Below are 16,445 nucleotides of genomic sequence, written 5' to 3'. Positions count from 1 at the left end.
TGTGCGCGATGCTCAGTGAACGCAGACTCGAAGTGCTGCGCGCCATCGTCCAGGACTACGTCGGGACGGAGGAGCCCGTCGGCTCCAAGGCCCTCACCGAGCGGCACAGGCTGGGCGTCTCGCCCGCCACCGTGCGCAACGACATGGCCGTGCTGGAGGAGGAGGGCTACATCGCCCAGCCCCACACCAGCGCCGGGCGGATCCCCACGGACAAGGGCTACCGGCTCTTCGTCGACAAGCTGGCCGGCGTCAAGCCGCTGTCGACCCCCGAGCGCCGGGCCATCCAGAACTTCCTCGACGGGGCCGTGGACCTCGACGACGTCGTCGGCCGCACGGTCCGGCTGCTCGCGCAGCTCACCCGCCAGGTCGCCGTCGTCCAGTACCCGTCGCTGACCCGTTCCACCGTCCGGCACGTCGAGCTGCTGTCGCTGGCCCCGGCCCGGCTGATGCTCGTGCTGATCACCGACACCGGACGGGTCGAGCAGCGCATGGTCGACACCCAGACCCCGTTCGGCGAGAACTCCCTCGCCGACCTGCGGGCACGGCTCAACAGCCGGGTCGTCGGCCGCCGGTTCACGGACGTCCCGAACCTGGTGCAGGACCTGCCGGAGTCGTTCGAGATCGACGACCGGGCCACCGTCAAGGCGGTGCTCGCGACCCTCCTCGAAACGCTGGCCGAGGAGGCGGAGGAGCGGCTGATGATCGGCGGCACCGCCAATCTCACTCGCTTCGGACATGACTTTCCCTTGACGATCAGGCCGGTGCTCGAAGCGCTTGAGGAGCACGTGGTGCTCCTCAAGCTGCTGGGCGAGGCCGGGGAGTCGGGGATGGCCGTACGGATCGGGCACGAGAACGCCTACGAGGGACTCAACTCCACGTCGGTCGTGTCCGTCGGCTACGGTTCGGGCGGCGAAGCAGTCGCCAAACTCGGCGTGGTCGGACCGACCCGCATGGACTACCCCGGAACGATGGGAGCGGTACGCGCAGTGGCACGTTACGTCGGACAGATCCTGGCGGAGTCGTAAGTGGCCACGGACTACTACGCCGTACTCGGCGTGCGCCGCGACGCATCGCAGGACGAGATCAAGAAGGCCTTCCGCCGCCTCGCGCGTGAACTCCACCCGGACGTGAACCCGGACCCGAAGACGCAGGAGCGCTTCAAGGAGATCAACGCGGCCTACGAGGTCCTCTCCGACCCGCAGAAGAAGCAGGTCTACGACCTCGGCGGCGACCCGCTGTCCTCCTCGGGCGGCGGCGGTGGCGCGGGCGGCTTCGGTGCGGGCGGCTTCGGCAACTTCTCCGACATCATGGACGCCTTCTTCGGCCAGGCCTCGCAGCGCGGCCCGCGCTCGCGGACCCGCCGCGGCCAGGACGCCATGATCCGCCTCGACCTGGAGCTGGACGAGGCCGCCTTCGGCACGACCAAGGACATCCAGGTCGACACCGCCGTCGTCTGCGGCACCTGCTCCGGCGAGGGCGCCGCCCCCGGCACCTCGGCGCAGACCTGTGACATGTGCCGCGGCCGCGGTGAGGTCTCGCAGGTCACCCGGTCCTTCCTGGGCCAGGTCATGACCTCGCGCCCCTGCCCGCAGTGCCAGGGCTTCGGCACCGTGGTCCCGACCCCGTGCCCCGAGTGCGCGGGCGACGGCCGGGTCCGCTCCCGCCGCAGCGTGACGGTCAAGATCCCGGCCGGCGTCGAGAACGGCACCCGGATCCAGCTCGCGGGCGAGGGCGAGGTCGGCCCCGGCGGCGGCCCCGCCGGCGACCTCTACGTGGAGATCCACGAGCTGCCGCACCCGACCTTCCAGCGGCGCGGGGACGACCTGCACTGCACGGTCACCATCCCCATGACGGCCGCGGCCCTGGGCACCAAGTGCCCGCTGGAGACGCTGGACGGCATGGAGGAGATCGACGTCCGCCCCGGGACCCAGTCCGGCCAGGCGATCCCGCTGCACGGGCGCGGCGTCACGCACCTGCGCGGCGGCGGCCGCGGCGACCTGATCGTCCACGTCGAGGTCACCACCCCCGGCAAGCTGGACGCCCAGCAGGAGGAGCTGCTGCGCCAGCTCGCCAAGCTGCGCGGCGAGGAGCGGCCCATGGGCCAGTTCGCGCCGGGCCAGCAGGGGCTGTTCAGCCGCCTGAAGGACGCGTTCAACGGCCGCTGACCGCAGGGCGGGCAGCGCGGCAGGAGCCCGGTACGGGAGACCCCGTACCGGGCTCCTCGCCGTCGTGGGCCCCGGAAGAAAACCCGACGCGAAAGCGGCCGGGAAAGTGGCCGGGAAAGCGGACTATGCCAGGCGAATGCCGTGATTCGGCGCGGTGACCCGGACATGGCACGATGCAGTCCATGTCCTCCGCACCGAACGGTCTCCACCCGTACCCGATCGTGCAGGCTCCCATGGCGGGCGGCGTCTCCGGCCCGCCCCTCGTCGCCGCCGTGTGCGAAGCGGGCGGGCTCGGCTTCCTGGCCGGCGGCTACAAGACCGCCGACGGGATGTACCAGGAGATCAAGCAGACGCGCGGGCTCACCCGGCGCCCCTTCGGCGTGAACCTCCTCCTGCCGCAGACCGGCTACGTCGACCCCGCCGCCGTCGAGGCCTACCGCGGGCAGCTGGCAGGCGAGGCGAGCTGGTACGAGGTCTCCCTCGCCGAGGAGGACATCATCGGCACCAGCGACGACGGCTACGACGCCAAGCTCGCCATCCTGCTGGAGGACCCGGTACGGGTCGTCTCCTTCACCTTCGGCTGCCCGGACCCCGCCGCCCTCGCACGGCTGCGGGCGGTCGGCACGTACACGGTCGTCACCGTGACCTCGGCCGACGAGGCCCGCGCCGCCCAGGCGGCCGGCGCCGACGCCGTGTGCGTCCAGGGCGTCGAGGCCGGCGGCCACCAGGGCACCCACCGCGACGACCCGCAGACCGACGGCACGGCGGGCGTCGGCCTGCTCGCCCTGGTCACGCAGGTACGGGAGGCCGTGGCCCTGCCGATCATCGCGGCGGGCGGGGTGATGCGCGGCGCGCAGATCGCGGCGCTGCTCGCGGCGGGCGCGGAGTCCGCGCAGCTCGGCACGGCCTTCCTGGCCTGCCGGGAGTCGGGCGCCCACCCGCTGCACAAGAAGGCCCTGACCGACCCGATGTTCCCGCACACCGAGCTCACCCGGGCCTTCTCGGGCCGGCCCGCGCGGGGCCTGGTGAACCGCTTCATGCGCGAGCACGGCCCCTACGCCCCGGCCGCCTACCCCCAGGTCCACCACATGACCTCGGGGCTGCGCACGGCGGCCGCCGCGGCCGGGGACCCGCAGGGCATGGCGCTGTGGGCGGGGCAGGGGCACCGGCTGGCCCGGGCACTGCCGGCCGGGGAGCTGGTGGAGGTGTTGGCGGCCGAACTGGCCGATGCGCAGAGCGCGTTGAAGGTGTTGCAGATGAGGAGAGCGTCATGACGGCCCCCGTGTTCGTGGTCGAAGAGGTCCCCGCGGGGCCGGAGTTCGTGCTGGAGGGTCCCGAGGGGCGGCACGCGGTATCGGTGAAGCGGCTGGCCCCGGGTGAGGACGTGGTCCTCACCGACGGGCGCGGCCGCTGGGCGGAGGGCGTGGTCAAGGCGGCCGAGGGCAAGGACCGCCTGGTGGTCACGGACCTGCGCGAGATCCGCGAGGAGCCGGAGCCGGCCGTGCGGATCACGGTGGTGCAGGCGCTGCCGAAGGGCGACCGGGGCGAGGTCGCGGTGGAGACGATGACGGAGACCGGCGTCGACGCCATCGTGCCGTGGCAGGCCTCGCGGTGCATCACCCAGTGGCGCGGCGAACGCGGGGCCAAGTCCCTGGCCAAGTGGCGGGCCACCGCCCGCGAGTCGGGCAAGCAGTCGCGCCGGGTGCGGTTCCCGGAGGTGGGCGAGGCGCTGTCCACGAAGCAGGTGGCCGCGCTGCTGGCGACCGCCGACCTGGCGATGGTGCTCCACGAGGACCGCGAGGCGGCCTCGGAGCCGCTGGCGACGGCCGCGCTGCCGGAGTCGGGATCGGTGGTCCTGGTGGTCGGCCCCGAGGGCGGGGTTTCCCCGGAGGAGCTGGCCGTCTTCGCCGAGGCGGGCGCCCGCCCGTACCGTCTGGGCCGGTCGGTCCTGCGCACCTCGACGGCGGGCACGGCGGCCACGGCGGTCCTGCTGGCGCGCACGGGGCGGTGGGGGTAGGGCCCGCGGGGCGGTCGCCGCGCGCGGCCCGCTGCCGGGCGGAGGTCGAACCCCGCCCGGGCGGCGGGGCGTTCCGGGGGCCGGGCCGGTAGCATGCCCCGACCGATCACCATCACGGGAGGCGCGGCCATGGCCGGGGAACCGCAGGCGGACTGCCTGTTCTGCAAGATCGTCGAGGGCAAGATCCCTGCGACCGTGGTCCGGGAGTCCGAGACCACCCTCGCCTTCCGGGACATCAACCCGCAGGCGCCGACCCACGTGCTCGTCATCCCGAAGGTGCACTACCCGGACGCGGCCTCCCTCGCCGCCGCCGAGCCGGGCGTGATCGCCGACATACTGCGTGAGGCCGGGGAGATCGCCGCCGACGAGAAGATCGCCGAGCACGGCTACCGGGTCGTGTTCAACACCGGTGCCGGGGCGGGCCAGACCGTCTTCCACGCCCACCTGCACGTGCTGGGCGGCCGCGGCCTCCAGTGGCCCCCCGGGTAGCGGTCCGTGTCCGTACGCGAGTTCGTGGTCCTCGGCACCGCCAGCCAGGTACCCACGCGGCACCGCAACCACAACGGCTACCTGCTGCGCTGGGACGGTGAGGGCATCCTCTTCGACCCGGGCGAGGGCACGCAGCGGCAGATGCTGCGGGCCGGGGTCGCGGCGCACGACATCAACCGGATCTGCGTCACCCATTTCCACGGTGACCACAGCCTGGGCCTGGCCGGGGTGATCCAGCGGATCAACCTCGACCAGGTCCCGCACCCCGTGACCGCGCACTACCCGGCCTCCGGGCAGAAGTTCTTCGACCGGCTGCGGTACGCGACCGCCTACCGGGAGACGGTGCGGCTGCGGGAGGAGCCGGTGGCGGACGACGGGGTGCTGGCGCACGGCCCCTCGTACGTCCTGGAGGCGCGGCGCCTCTCGCACCCGGTGGAGTCCTTCGGCTACCGCCTGACCGAGCCCGACGGGCGCCGGATGCGGCCGGAGCTGCTCGCGCGGTACGGGATCAAGGGTCCGGACGTCGGCCGGATCCAGCGCGAGGGGCGGCTGGGCGAGGTCACCCTGGAGGAGGTCAGCGAGCACCGGGCCGGGCAGCGGTTCGCCTTCGTCATGGACACCCGGCTCTGCCCGGGGGTGACCGAACTGGCGGAGGGGTGCGACATGCTCGTCATCGAGTCCACGTTCCTCGGGGCGGACGCGGCGCTGGCCGAGGACCACGGCCACCTCACCGCCGGACAGGCGGCGGTGGTGGCGCGGGACGCCGGGGTCCGGCACCTGGTGCTGACGCACTTCTCGCAGCGGTACTCCGACCCCTCTGAGTTCGAACGCGAGGCCCGCGGGGCCGGGTTCGAGGGGGAGCTGACCATCGCGGCGGACCTGGCGCGGGTGGCCCTCCCGAAGCGCTAGGGGTGTTGCGCCGGCTCAGGTGAGGTGCGTCACACTGGGTTTGGCTTCAGGGTTCCCTGGCAAACCTGGCAGCCCTCCAGTCGAACGCAGAAACGACACCTCAACGGGGAGTACACCGTGACCAGTCGGGCCAGCCGCATCAGCCGCCCCGGAACCCTCGACCCCCTGGGCCCGCTGCGCGACCCCCAAGAGCCGGGCTGCGACGTCTTCCTGACCGGCACGGTCTTCCTCGACATCATCTTCACCGGCCTCGACTCCGCCCCCGTCCGCGGCACGGAGTCCTGGGCGCGCGGCATGGGCTCCAGCCCCGGCGGCGTCGCCAACATGGCCACCGCCCTGGCCCGCCTCGGCCTGCGCACCTCCCTCGCCGCCGCCTTCGGCGACGACCACTACGGCGAGTACTGCTGGGACGCCCTGGAGCAGGGCGAGGGCATCGACCTGGCCATGTCGCGCACCGTCCCCGGCTGGCACAGCCCCGTCACCGTCTCCATGGCCTACGAGGGCGAGCGCACGATGGTCTCCCACGGCCACGAGGCCCCGCCCCCGGCCGGCCCCGGCCCCTTCCCCTGGTGTCCGCCCAGGGCCCGCGCCGCCGTGGCCTCACTGGCCGCCGGCCGCCGCGAGGACTGGATCGGCGAGGCGGCCCGCCGCGGCTCGCGGATCTTCGCCGACGTCGGCTGGGACGACACCGGCCGCTGGGACCTCGGCTCCCTGACCGACCTGGAGCACTGCGAGGCCTTCCTGCCCAACGCCGGCGAGGCCATGCGCTACACCCGCACCGACTGCCCCCGCGCCGCGGCCCGGGCCCTGGCCGAGAAGGTGCCGGTCGCCGTGGTGACCATGGGCTCCGAGGGCTCCTACGCCGTGGACTCCCGGACCGGGGAGACGGCCGAGGTCCCCGCGATCGCCGTGGAGGCCCTGGACCCCACCGGCGCCGGGGACGTGTACGTGGCCGGGTTCGTCACCGGCAGCCTCGCGGGCTGGCCGCTGGCGGACCGGCTGGCCTTCGCGGGCCTGACCGCAGCCCTCTCGGTGCAGGAGTTCGGCGGCTCCCTCTCCGCCCCGGGCTGGGCCGAGGTGGCCCACTGGTGGCGCACCGCCCCCGAGGAGCTGCGGGGCCGCTACGCCTTCCTGGACGCCCTCGTCCCGCCGGGCGCCGTCCCCTGCTACCGCCGCCGGGCCGTCCCCACCATCGGCTTCCGCAGCCCCGCCTAGGGAGCCCTGCCCCGGGCCGGAAAACCCCTCGGGAACGGTCCGGGGTGGACGTACCCTTGGTACTCCGGAGGCCGTCGATCGGCGCGGCCCCTCAGCGGGAGGTATGCGCAGGCCACAGTGCCGGCCCATGACTCAGACACCGACAGCCCACAGCCCCGTACCGGGTCAGGCGCGAGCCCATTTCACCGTCCCGGCGACGCACCCGATGGTGACCGTCCTCGGCTCGGGCGACGCGCTGCTGCGCGTGATCGAGAAGGCCTTCCCGAGGGCCGACATCCACGTTCGGGGCAACCAGGTCAGCGCGGTCGGTGAGGCGGCGGAAGTCGCGCTCATCCAGCGCCTGTTCGACGAGATGATGCTGGTGCTCCGCACCGGGCAGCCGATGACGGAGGACGCAGTGGAACGCTCGATCGCCATGCTCAAGGCGAACGGCAGCGACGCGCAGGGGCGCCCGCTGGAGACGCCGGCCGAGGTGCTCACCCAGAACATCCTCTCCAGCCGCGGCCGCACCATCCGCCCCAAGACCCTCAACCAGAAGCGGTACGTCGACGCGATCGACAAGAACACGATCGTCTTCGGCATCGGCCCCGCCGGTACCGGAAAGACCTACCTCGCCATGGCCAAGGCCGTGCAGGCCCTGCAGTCCAAGCAGGTCAGCCGCATCATCCTGACCCGGCCCGCCGTCGAGGCGGGGGAGCGGCTCGGCTTCCTGCCGGGCACGCTCTTCGACAAGATCGACCCCTACCTGCGTCCGCTCTACGACGCCCTGCACGACATGATGGACCCCGACTCCATCCCCCGGCTGATGGCCGCCGGCACCATCGAGGTGGCCCCGCTGGCGTACATGAGGGGCCGGACCCTGAACGACGCCTTCGTCGTCCTCGACGAGGCGCAGAACACCAGCCCCGAGCAGATGAAGATGTTCCTGACCCGCCTCGGGTTCGACACGAAGATCGTCATCACCGGTGACATCACCCAGGTCGACCTCCCGAACGGCACCAGGAGCGGTCTGCGCCAGGTCCAGGAGATCCTCGACGGGGTCCCCGACATCCACTTCTCGCGGCTCACCTCCGAGGATGTCGTCCGGCACAAGCTGATCGGCCGTATCGTCGACGCGTACGAGAAGTACGACGACAGCCGGGCGGCCCGGGAGACCGGACCCGCCCGGAACGGCAACCAGCGGAAGTAGAACCCAGCGCACCATGTCGATCGACGTCAACAACGAGTCCGGAACCGAAGTCGACGAGCAGGCGATCCTCGACATTGCCCGCTACGCGCTCGCCCGGATGCGGATCCACCCGCTCTCCGAGCTCTCCGTCATCGTCGTCGACGAGGCGGCGATGGAGCAGCTCCACATCCAGTGGATGGACCTGCCCGGACCCACCGACGTCATGTCCTTCCCGATGGACGAGCTGCGTCCGCCGTCGAAGGACGACGAGGAGCCCCCGCAGGGGCTCCTCGGCGACATCGTCCTGTGCCCGGAGGTGGCGAAGAAGCAGGGCCAGGACGCCCCCACGCAGCACTCCATGGACGAGGAGCTCCAGCTCCTGACCGTCCACGGGGTGCTGCACCTGCTCGGGTACGACCACGAGGAGCCGGACGAGAAGGCCGAGATGTTCGGCCTCCAGGCGGCCATCGTCGACGGCTGGCGCGGTGAGCGCGGCCTGACCGGTCCCTCCCCGGCCCCGACCGTCTCGTGACCGGCGCCTACCAGCTGATCACCGGGGCGGTCCTGCTGACGGTGGTGGCCTGGTTCGCGGCGTGCGCCGAGTCCGGGATCGCCCGCGTCTCCAGCTTCCGCGCCGACCAGGCCGTACGGGAGGGCCGGCGCGGCAGCGCCAAGCTGGCCCAGGTCGCCGGCGACCCCACCCGCTACGTCAACGTGGCCCTGCTGGTGCGCGTCACCTGCGAGATGGCGGCGGGCGTGTTCGTCACGTACGTCTGCCTGGACGCGTTCGGGGAGAACTGGACCGCGCTGCTGGTGGCCATCGGCGTGATGGTGCTGGTCTCGTTCGTCGCGGTGGGGGTGTCCCCCCGTACGATCGGCCGCCAGCACCCGCTGAACACCGCGACGGCCGCCGCGTACGTCCTCGTCCCGCTGGCGCGGATCATGGGGCCGATCCCGCAGCTGCTGATCCTCATCGGCAACGCCCTCACCCCGGGCAAGGGCTTCCGCAAGGGGCCCTTCGCCTCCGAGGCCGAGCTGCGCGCGATGGTGGACCTCGCGGAGGCGGAGTCGCTGATCGAGGACGACGAGCGCCGGATGGTGCACTCGGTCTTCGAGCTCGGCGACACCCTCGTCCGCGAGGTGATGGTTCCGCGCACGGACCTGGTCTGCATCGAGCGCTACAAGACGATCCGCCAGGCGACCACCCTCGCCCTGCGCTCCGGCTTCTCCCGGATCCCGGTCACCGGGGAGAACGAGGACGACATCGTCGGCATCGTCTACCTCAAGGACCTCGTCCGGCGCACGCACATCAACCGCGAGGCCGAGACCGACCTGGTCTCGACCGTGATGCGGCCGGCGGTCTTCGTGCCCGACACCAAGAACGCCGGCGACCTGCTGCGCGAGATGCAGTCGGTGCGCAACCACGTGGCCGTCGTCATCGACGAGTACGGCGGCACGGCCGGCATCGTCACCATCGAGGACATCCTGGAGGAGATCGTCGGTGAGATCACCGACGAGTACGACCGGGAGACCCCGCCCGTCGAGGAGCTCGGGGACGACCGCTACCGGGTCACCGCGCGCCTGGACATCACCGACCTCGGCGAGCTGTTCGGGGCCCTGGCCTTCGACGACGAGGACGTGGAGACGGTCGGCGGGCTGCTGGCGAAGGCCCTGGGCCGGGTGCCCATCGCGGGGGCCTCGGCGGTGGTGGACCTGCCGGACGGGCGTCCGCTGCGGCTGACGGCGGAATCCCCGGCCGGCCGCCGGAACAAGATCGTCACGGTGCTGGTGGAGCCCGTGGCTCCGGAGGCCGACGAGATCGAGGAGGCATCGTGACCCCGGCGGAACTGCGCGCGTTCTGTCTCGGCTTCAACGCGGCGGTGGAGGAGTTCCCCTTCTCCCCCGAGACCTCGGTGTTCAAGGTGCTGGGCAAGATGTTCGCGCTGTCGGCCCTGGACGGCGTACCGCTGAAGGTCAACCTCAAGTGCGAGCCGGAGGCGGCGGTGCGGCTGCGCGAGCAGCACGCGGCGATCGTTCCCGGCTGGCACATGAACAAGAGGCACTGGAACACCGTGACCGTGGGCGAACTGCCGGACGCGCTGGTGCGCGAGCTGGTGGAGGACTCGTACGACCTGGTCGTGGCGGGCCTGCCGAAGGAGCAGCGGCTGCGGCTCGACCGGCCGTGAGTCCCGGCTACCCCCTGGCCGAAGGTTAGGGTCCAAGGTCATGAGGGTTCGGGACCTTCGGATCGTAGGGTCCCGGTCGGTGACTGCTTAGGTTTGTCCTACGCCCCGGGGGGAGGCGTGACGGGGGAACCGCGCCCCGGCGGGGTCGTTGCAGGCCCCCGCCGGGGCGCTCCCTATGCTTTCGCCTATGACCGAGAGCAGCGTGGGAGCGGGGATCGACCCCGAGGACAGCAAGATCATCACCCTGGCGCGCAGCGCCCGGGCCCGCAACGGGGTCCCGGAGGGGGCGGCGGTACGGGACGAGACCGGCCGCACCTACGTCGCCGGCACCGTCGAGCTGGACTCCCTCAAGCTCAGCGCGCTCCAGACGGCCGTCGCCATGGCGGTGGCCAGCGGTGCCCGCTCCCTGGAGGCCGCGGCCGTGGTCAGCGCGGCCGACACCCCCGCCGCGGCCGACCGCGCGGCCGTCCGCGACCTCGGCGGCCCGGACACCCCGGTCCTCCTCGCCGGTCCGGACGGCACCCTGAAGTCCACCACCCCCGCCGGGGCCTGAAACCCGCTCGGCGCCGCCCGGTGAGGGCCGGGCGGCGCCGACGCGCGGGCCCGCGGCTCAGGCCGCGACGGCGACGGCGGCCCGCTCCGGCCGGCGCCGGATCACCATCGCCATCAGCGCCGCCAGCGCGCACAGACCGCCCGAGGCGTACCAGACCAGGTCGTACGAGCCGAACGCGTCCCGGGCCACCCCGCCGAGGAAGGCCACGACCGCCGCGCCCACCTGGTGCGAGGCCAGCACCCAGCCGAAGACGATCGCGCTGTCCTGGCCGTAGTGCTCCCGGCACAGGGCGATGGTCGGCGGGACGGTCGCCACCCAGTCCAGCCCGTAGAAGACGATGAAGAACACCATCGGCGGGTGCACGGCGGGCGCCAGCAGCACCGGCAGGAACAGCAGCGAGATGCCGCGCAGGGCGTAGTACACCGCCAGCAGGCGGCGCGCCTCGAACCGGTCGGTGAACCAGCCGGAGGCGATGGTGCCGAGCACGTCGAACACGCCGATCACCGCGAGCAGTCCGGCGGCGGCCGTCACCGGCATGCCGTGGTCGTGGGCGGCCGGCGTGAAGTGGGTCCGGACCAGGCCGTTCGTCGAGGCCCCGCAGATCGCGAAGGTGCCCGCCAGCAGCCAGAACGGTCCCGTCCGGGCCGCCTGGAAGAGGACGGTCACCGCTCGCCGGGCCGCTCCCCGCACCGGCGCGGGCTTGGGCTCGTACGCGCCCCCGTACGGGGCGAGGCCCACGTCCGCCGGGTGGTCGCGCAGCAGCAGCCAGACGAAGGGGACGACGGACAGCGCCGCCAGTGCCACGGTCACCGACGCCGGCCGCCAGCCGTGGTGCTCCACCAGCCAGGACAGCAGCGGCAGGAAGATCAGCTGCCCGGAGGCTCCGGCGGCGGTCAGGACGCCCGTGACCAGCCCGCGCCGGGCGGTGAACCAGCGGTTGGTCACCGTCGCCGCGAAGGCCAGCGCCATCGAACCGCTGCCCAGGCCCACCAGCACCCCCCAGAACAGCACCAGCTGCCAGGAGGCGGTCATCCACACCGTGGCGAGCGAACCGCCGGCGATCACGGTCAGGGCCAGGGCGACGACCCTGCGGATGCCGAAACGGTCCATCAGCGCGGCGGCGAAGGGCGCGGTGAGCCCGTAGAGGGCGAGGTTGACGGAGACCGCGAAACCGATGGTGCCGCGCGACCAGGCGAACTCCTGATGCAGCGGCTCGATGAGCAGTCCGGGGAGGGAGGCGAAGGCGGCGGCGCCGATGATCGTCACGAAGGCGACGGCCGCGGCGAACCAGGCCCGGTGGATGCGGCCGGGCTCGCGGGGCGCGCGGAGGGCGGCGTCCTGCCGGCCGGAGGTGGGGGCTGTCTGCGTCACCCCGACAGCTTCCGGCCAGGAGGTCCCCACCCGACAGTGGCCTGACTGACATGCTTCGATACGATCGGGCCATGACCGCTGCCGAGAAGCCGCACCGCGTCGTCATCCTCGCCCTCGCCGGGCTGCTGCCGTTCGAACTCGGCATTCCGCACCGGATCTTCGGCTACGCCAAGGGCCCCGGCGGGCGGCCCCTGTACGAGACCCTGACCTGCGGACTCGCCGCCGGGCCAGTCCGTACGGACGCCGACTTCGCCATCCACGTCGAGCACGGACCGGAGCTGCTCGCCACGGCTGACACCGTGGTGGTGCCCGCCTCCTACGAGCTGGGGCCGGTCTACGAGGAGGGGCGGCTGACCGAAGGGCTCGCGGCGGCCCTCGCCCACATCCGGCCCGGCACCCGCCTGGTCTCCATCTGCACCGGCGGCTACGTGCTGGCCGCCGCCGGGTACCTGGACGGCCGCCCGGCCACCACCCACTGGGCCTCCGCCGAGCACTTCCAGCGGCTGTTCCCGGCGGTACGGGTCGACGCGGACGTGCTCTACACCGACGACGGAGACGTGCTGACCTCCGCCGGGGTCGCCGCCGGGGTCGACCTGTGCCTGCACATCGTGCGGCGCGACCACGGCGCGGCCGTCGCCAACGAGGCGGCCCGTCGGACCGTCGTGCCGCCCCACCGGGAGGGCGGGCAGGCGCAGTTCGTCGGCCGGCCGGTGCCCGAGCCGCAGCAGGCCAGCACCACGGCCGCGCGCGCCTGGGTGCTGGACCGGCTGCACGAGCCGCTGCGGCTGAGCGACCTCGCCCGCCAGGAGGCCGTGTCGGTACGGACCTTCACGCGCCGCTTCCGCCAGGAGTCGGGGGTCAGCCCGGGGGAGTGGATCACCGGCCGGCGGGTGGAGCGGGCCCGGCAGCTGCTGGAGCGGACGGACCTGCCGATGGAGGCGGTCGCCCGGGAGACGGGCTTCGGAACGGCCCAGTCGCTGCGCAAGCACGTCCAGGCGGCGCTGGGCGTGAGCCCGACGGCCTACCGGCGGACGTTCCGGGCGACGGGGCCGGGGGCCTGACGCCATCTGACGGTGGAGCAGTGGCAGGTCTGCCCGTGCATTGACTTCTCCGGCCACCCGCCCGTGAATGGGCCCTCGGTCGGGTGGGGCGGCGGGAGGGGGCCGGGTGATGCGGAGACGGGCGCGCGGGAGGGGCCGGGCGGCGGTCGCGGGCGTGGCCGTGCTCGTGGCCACGGCAGGGGGAGCGCCGGGGGCGCCGGCGGCGGCCGACGGTGGAACGCCTCCCGGGCGGGTGGAGTTCCCCACCCGCTGCCTGCCGGCCGCCGAGGGGCCTACGGCGGCCCTGATCGAGGTGGACGACCCGGCGCCGCGCGTGGGGGACACGGTCACGGTGACCTACCGGCTGGACCGGACCCCCCTGGCACCCCCGCCGGAAGGCGCCCTCCCCGCCCCGACGGGGCGGGTCCTGCTGGGCGGGGCCCAGAGCGGAGAGGTGGCGGTCGCGCCGGTGGACGGTTCCGGCGCGGTCATGCGGGGGAGCTTCGTCGTCACCGGGGCCGGCGGGATCACCCTCAGCCCGGGCGGCTACGCACTGGCGGGGGCCGCCTGCGGGGTGGCGGCGCCGACGGCGCCGGTCGCGGCGCGGCTGAGCGCCGTCCCGCGGCCCGTCATGAACCTGCGGGGCCTCGCCCTCGGCACCTCGTCGGGGGAGCCGGGCGCCCGGGTCCGGATCACCGGGGCGGGGTTCACGCCCGGGGCGGCGGTGGCGGTCGCGGGCCGCGCGGGCGCCGCCGAGACGGCCGACCGGGTGACGGTCACCGCCGACCGGTCGGGCGCGTTCGCGGTGGAGCTCGCGGTGGCGGACCGGGGGACGACGGGGGTCGTCGCGTACGAGGGCGGGGCCTGGTCGGCGGCGCGGGGCGCGCGGCCGGAGGCGTACGCGGTCGTCGGGCCGGCCCCCGCGGCGGGCTCGCTGACGATGACGCAGGCCGGGGCGGCGATCACGCTGGGCGCGATCGGGTACGGGGGTGCGGGTGGCGGCGCCGGGCGCATCGGGACGGTGGCGGTGGTCGACACGCGCGGGCCCGGGGCGGGGCGGTGGACGCTGCGGGGCACGCTGACGGAGTTCACGGGGGCGGACGGGGCGCCGGTCCCGGGAGCGTCGCTGTCGTGGACCCCCGTGTGCGGGGGCGGGTGCGCAGCCGGCCACGCGGGGGTGGTGGGTGCGCAGGGGGCGGTCCTGGCCACGGGGGAGGGAGGGCGGTTCACGGTCGACGCGGCCGTCGCCCTCCGGGTACCCGCGTACACCCCGCCGGGTGCGTACCGGGCGTCCCTCACGCTGACCCTGTCGTAGCCGGGCCGGGGCCGGGTGCCGCTGCGCGCACGGGCGCGGAGCACACGTACGGGGTGCGGGGCGTGCCCCGGTGAGCGGGAGGCGGGAGGGCCGAGGTACCCCCGCGGAGGCGGTCTGGTCGGCGGGCCGGGCGGCATCGGGGAGAATGGCCCGTATGAGCGATCGTTCCCCCGAGCCCACCGCCCCGCACCGCGCGGGCTTCGCCTGCTTCGTCGGCCGCCCCAACGCGGGCAAGTCGACCCTGACCAACGCGCTGGTGGGCACCAAGGTCGCGATCACCTCGAACCGGCCCCAGACCACCCGTCACACCGTCCGCGGCATCGTGCACCGCCCCGACGCCCAGCTGGTGCTGGTGGACACCCCCGGGCTGCACAAGCCGCGCACCCTGCTCGGTGAGCGGCTCAACGACGTCGTGCGCACCACCTGGGCCGAGGTCGACGTCATCGGCTTCTGCCTGCCCGCCGACCAGAAGCTCGGCCCCGGCGACAAGTTCATCGCCAAGGAGCTCGCGGGGATCAAGAAGACCCCGAAGATCGCCATCGTCACCAAGACCGACCTGGTCGAGTCCAAGCAGCTCGCCGAGCAGCTCATCGCCATCCAGCAGCTCGGCGCCGAGCTCGGCATCGAGTGGGCCGAGATCGTCCCCGTGTCGGCGGTCGGTGACAACCAGGTCCAGCTGCTGGCCGACCTGATCGCCCCGATGCTGCCGGAGAGCCCCCCGCTCTACCCGGAGGGCGACCTGACCGACGAGCCCGAGATGGTGATGGTCGCGGAGCTGATCCGCGAGGCCGCGCTGGAGGGCGTCCGCGACGAGCTCCCGCACTCCATCGCGGTCGTGGTCGAGGAGATGATCCCGCGGGAGAACCGCCCCGCGGACCGGCCGCTGCTCGACATCCACGCCAACGTCTACATCGAGCGGCCCAGCCAGAAGGGCATCATCATCGGCCCCAAGGGCTCCCGCCTGAAGGAGGTCGGCATGAAGTCGCGCAAGCACATCGAGGCGCTGCTCGGCACGCCGGTCTTCCTCGACCTGCACGTGAAGGTCGCCAAGGACTGGCAGCGGGACCCCAAGCAGCTGCGCAAGCTCGGCTTCTGATCCCGCGCGGCCCCAGGGATCCGGGCTCAGGGGGCTCGGGGCTCAGGCGAGCCGGCGGAGCTTGAGGGTGTTGTCGTAGCCGTGTCCGGGCCGGTCGGCCTCCGCGCCGACCCGTTCGTGCTCTGCGCACACCAGTACCTCCCAGCCGTCCTCGGGCAGCTCCAGGCCGGCCAGCACCTCCTGCGGGGTGGGGAAGTGCAGGTCCGGATGCGGGTTCTCGGCGCCCGGGGCCGGGCCGCCGTGCCCGGCCACCAGCAGCACCCCGCCCGGGGCGACGGCCGCGGCGGCCGTGCGCAGGATCCGCTCGCGCGGCATCTCGCCCGGGCTGTGCAGGAAGCAGGCCGCGACGAGGTCGAACTCCCCGCCGGGGAAGGACTCCCCGAGGTCGTGGCGCTCGAAGGCGATCCGGCCGGCCAGGCCCGCCTCGGCCGCGTGCCCGGCCGCCCGTTCCAGGGCCACGGGCGAGATGTCCGTACCGGTCACCGTCCAGCCCCGCCCGGCCAGCCAGACCGCGTCGGCGCCCTCGCCGCAGCCGAGGTCCAGGGCCCGGCCGGGGGCGAGGTCCGCGACCTCCCGGACCAGGACGGAATTGGGGCGGCCGCTCCAGATCCGCTCGCTCTCGCGGTAGCGGGAGTCCCAGAACTCCTGGCCGGCCGCTTCGGCGCGGTGGCCGTGGTCGTGCTCGTGGTGGGCGGGGGAGTGGGTGGGCACGGGGTCTCCTCGGTGGGTGCCTGTACGGACACCGCCGATGCTCCGGCCCCTCCCGCGACCCCGGCAATCCTTCTTGCCGTTTCCGCAAAAAGGCGGCGGGGGGGGGGGGGGGCGGGGGGGGGCGCGGCCCGCCCCCGCCCCCCCCGCCCGCCCCGCCGGGCGGGGTTGGGGCTCCCAAGCGAACCCCACCGCTACCACCCCCTCCCGCTC

Annotated in this window: 17 protein-coding genes; 15 read left to right on the top strand and 2 right to left on the bottom strand. The window is 73.7% G+C overall.

All coding sequences use genetic code 11. The features are described from left to right. Positions 1–8: 8 nt before the first annotated feature. From hrcA to WDV06_RS07450, 12 genes are all read left to right on the top strand, one after another. A complete protein-coding gene (hrcA, locus tag WDV06_RS07505; RefSeq protein ID WP_395508855.1) occupies positions 9–1,025 on the top strand; it encodes a heat-inducible transcriptional repressor HrcA in 1,017 nt (338 codons plus the stop codon). Further along, on the top strand, positions 1,026–2,165 hold the full coding sequence (dnaJ, locus tag WDV06_RS07500) for a molecular chaperone DnaJ (protein ID WP_395508854.1): 1,140 nt from the start codon (positions 1,026–1,028) through the stop codon (positions 2,163–2,165). 182 nt (positions 2,166–2,347) lie between these two features. Continuing rightward, a complete protein-coding gene (locus tag WDV06_RS07495) occupies positions 2,348–3,439 on the top strand; it encodes a nitronate monooxygenase (RefSeq protein ID WP_395508853.1) in 1,092 nt (363 codons plus the stop codon). Next, positions 3,436–4,182, top strand: coding sequence for a 16S rRNA (uracil(1498)-N(3))-methyltransferase (locus tag WDV06_RS07490; RefSeq protein ID WP_395508852.1), 747 nt, complete (start codon positions 3,436–3,438; stop codon positions 4,180–4,182). The genes WDV06_RS07495 and WDV06_RS07490 overlap by 4 nt, the downstream gene beginning before the upstream one ends. A gap of 129 nt (positions 4,183–4,311) precedes the next feature. Continuing rightward, positions 4,312–4,671, top strand: a complete 360-nt coding sequence (locus tag WDV06_RS07485) for a histidine triad nucleotide-binding protein (RefSeq protein ID WP_395508851.1) — start codon at positions 4,312–4,314, stop codon at positions 4,669–4,671. Positions 4,672–4,677: 6 nt separating this feature from the next. Then, the gene (locus WDV06_RS07480) at positions 4,678–5,580 is read left to right on the top strand and encodes a ribonuclease Z (protein WP_395508850.1); all 903 of its coding nucleotides are present in this window, start codon (positions 4,678–4,680) and stop codon (positions 5,578–5,580) included. A gap of 117 nt (positions 5,581–5,697) precedes the next feature. Beyond that, positions 5,698–6,795: a carbohydrate kinase family protein gene (locus WDV06_RS07475; RefSeq protein WP_395508849.1), complete on the top strand. Its 1,098-nt coding sequence runs from the start codon at positions 5,698–5,700 to the stop codon at positions 6,793–6,795. Positions 6,796–6,922: 127 nt separating this feature from the next. Next, the gene (locus WDV06_RS07470; RefSeq protein WP_395508848.1) at positions 6,923–7,984 is read left to right on the top strand and encodes a PhoH family protein; all 1,062 of its coding nucleotides are present in this window, start codon (positions 6,923–6,925) and stop codon (positions 7,982–7,984) included. 13 nt (positions 7,985–7,997) lie between these two features. Next, a complete protein-coding gene (gene ybeY, locus WDV06_RS07465; RefSeq protein WP_395508847.1) occupies positions 7,998–8,495 on the top strand; it encodes an rRNA maturation RNase YbeY in 498 nt (165 codons plus the stop codon). Beyond that, positions 8,492–9,799 (top strand): hemolysin family protein, encoded by a 1,308-nt coding sequence (locus WDV06_RS07460; protein ID WP_395508846.1) that lies wholly within the window; start codon positions 8,492–8,494, stop codon positions 9,797–9,799. The genes ybeY and WDV06_RS07460 overlap by 4 nt, the downstream gene beginning before the upstream one ends. Next, entirely contained in the window at positions 9,796–10,149 is a 354-nt protein-coding gene (locus WDV06_RS07455; protein WP_395508845.1) for an MmcQ/YjbR family DNA-binding protein, read from the top strand. The genes WDV06_RS07460 and WDV06_RS07455 overlap by 4 nt, the downstream gene beginning before the upstream one ends. A gap of 175 nt (positions 10,150–10,324) precedes the next feature. Further along, positions 10,325–10,702 carry a cytidine deaminase gene (locus tag WDV06_RS07450; RefSeq protein WP_395508844.1) on the top strand — a complete coding sequence of 126 codons (378 nt, stop codon included), beginning with the start codon at positions 10,325–10,327 and terminating at the stop codon, positions 10,700–10,702. Between the two features lie 57 nt (positions 10,703–10,759). On the opposite strand, the gene WDV06_RS07445 is transcribed toward WDV06_RS07450, so the two are convergent. Continuing rightward, the gene (locus WDV06_RS07445; RefSeq protein ID WP_395508843.1) at positions 10,760–12,073 is read right to left on the bottom strand and encodes an MFS transporter; all 1,314 of its coding nucleotides are present in this window, start codon (positions 12,071–12,073) and stop codon (positions 10,760–10,762) included. 71 nt (positions 12,074–12,144) lie between these two features. Here WDV06_RS07445 and WDV06_RS07440 point away from each other — a divergent pair, with 71 nt between their 5' ends. From WDV06_RS07440 to era, 3 genes are all read left to right on the top strand, one after another. Then, positions 12,145–13,134: a GlxA family transcriptional regulator gene (locus WDV06_RS07440; protein ID WP_395508842.1), complete on the top strand. Its 990-nt coding sequence runs from the start codon at positions 12,145–12,147 to the stop codon at positions 13,132–13,134. A gap of 232 nt (positions 13,135–13,366) precedes the next feature. Next, entirely contained in the window at positions 13,367–14,428 is a 1,062-nt protein-coding gene (locus WDV06_RS07435) for a WxL domain-containing protein (protein ID WP_395508841.1), read from the top strand. Positions 14,429–14,573: 145 nt separating this feature from the next. Next, positions 14,574–15,524, top strand: a complete 951-nt coding sequence (gene era, locus WDV06_RS07430; RefSeq protein WP_079426822.1) for a GTPase Era — start codon at positions 14,574–14,576, stop codon at positions 15,522–15,524. 42 nt (positions 15,525–15,566) lie between these two features. On the opposite strand, the gene WDV06_RS07425 is transcribed toward era, so the two are convergent. Further along, positions 15,567–16,235 (bottom strand): SAM-dependent methyltransferase, encoded by a 669-nt coding sequence (locus tag WDV06_RS07425; protein WP_395508840.1) that lies wholly within the window; start codon positions 16,233–16,235, stop codon positions 15,567–15,569. Between the last annotated feature and the right edge of the window lie 210 nt (positions 16,236–16,445).

This window comes from Streptomyces racemochromogenes (assembly GCF_044129415.1).
GTDB lineage: Bacteria > Actinomycetota > Actinomycetes > Streptomycetales > Streptomycetaceae > Streptomyces > Streptomyces racemochromogenes_A.
This window is presented reverse-complemented; position numbering and strand designations above follow the sequence as displayed.

Coding starts and splice junctions, on each gene's coding strand:
- WDV06_RS07470 (WP_395508848.1), top strand. CDS start 6,923: ATGACTCAGACACCGACAGCCCACAGCCCCGTACCGGGTCAGGCGCGA.
- WDV06_RS07490 (WP_395508852.1), top strand. CDS start 3,436: ATGACGGCCCCCGTGTTCGTGGTCGAAGAGGTCCCCGCGGGGCCGGAG.
- hrcA (WP_395508855.1), top strand. CDS start 9: ATGCTCAGTGAACGCAGACTCGAAGTGCTGCGCGCCATCGTCCAGGAC.
- era (WP_079426822.1), top strand. CDS start 14,574: ATGGCCCGTATGAGCGATCGTTCCCCCGAGCCCACCGCCCCGCACCGC.
- ybeY (WP_395508847.1), top strand. CDS start 7,998: ATGTCGATCGACGTCAACAACGAGTCCGGAACCGAAGTCGACGAGCAG.
- WDV06_RS07450 (WP_395508844.1), top strand. CDS start 10,325: ATGCTTTCGCCTATGACCGAGAGCAGCGTGGGAGCGGGGATCGACCCC.
- WDV06_RS07440 (WP_395508842.1), top strand. CDS start 12,145: ATGACCGCTGCCGAGAAGCCGCACCGCGTCGTCATCCTCGCCCTCGCC.
- WDV06_RS07495 (WP_395508853.1), top strand. CDS start 2,348: ATGTCCTCCGCACCGAACGGTCTCCACCCGTACCCGATCGTGCAGGCT.
- WDV06_RS07485 (WP_395508851.1), top strand. CDS start 4,312: ATGGCCGGGGAACCGCAGGCGGACTGCCTGTTCTGCAAGATCGTCGAG.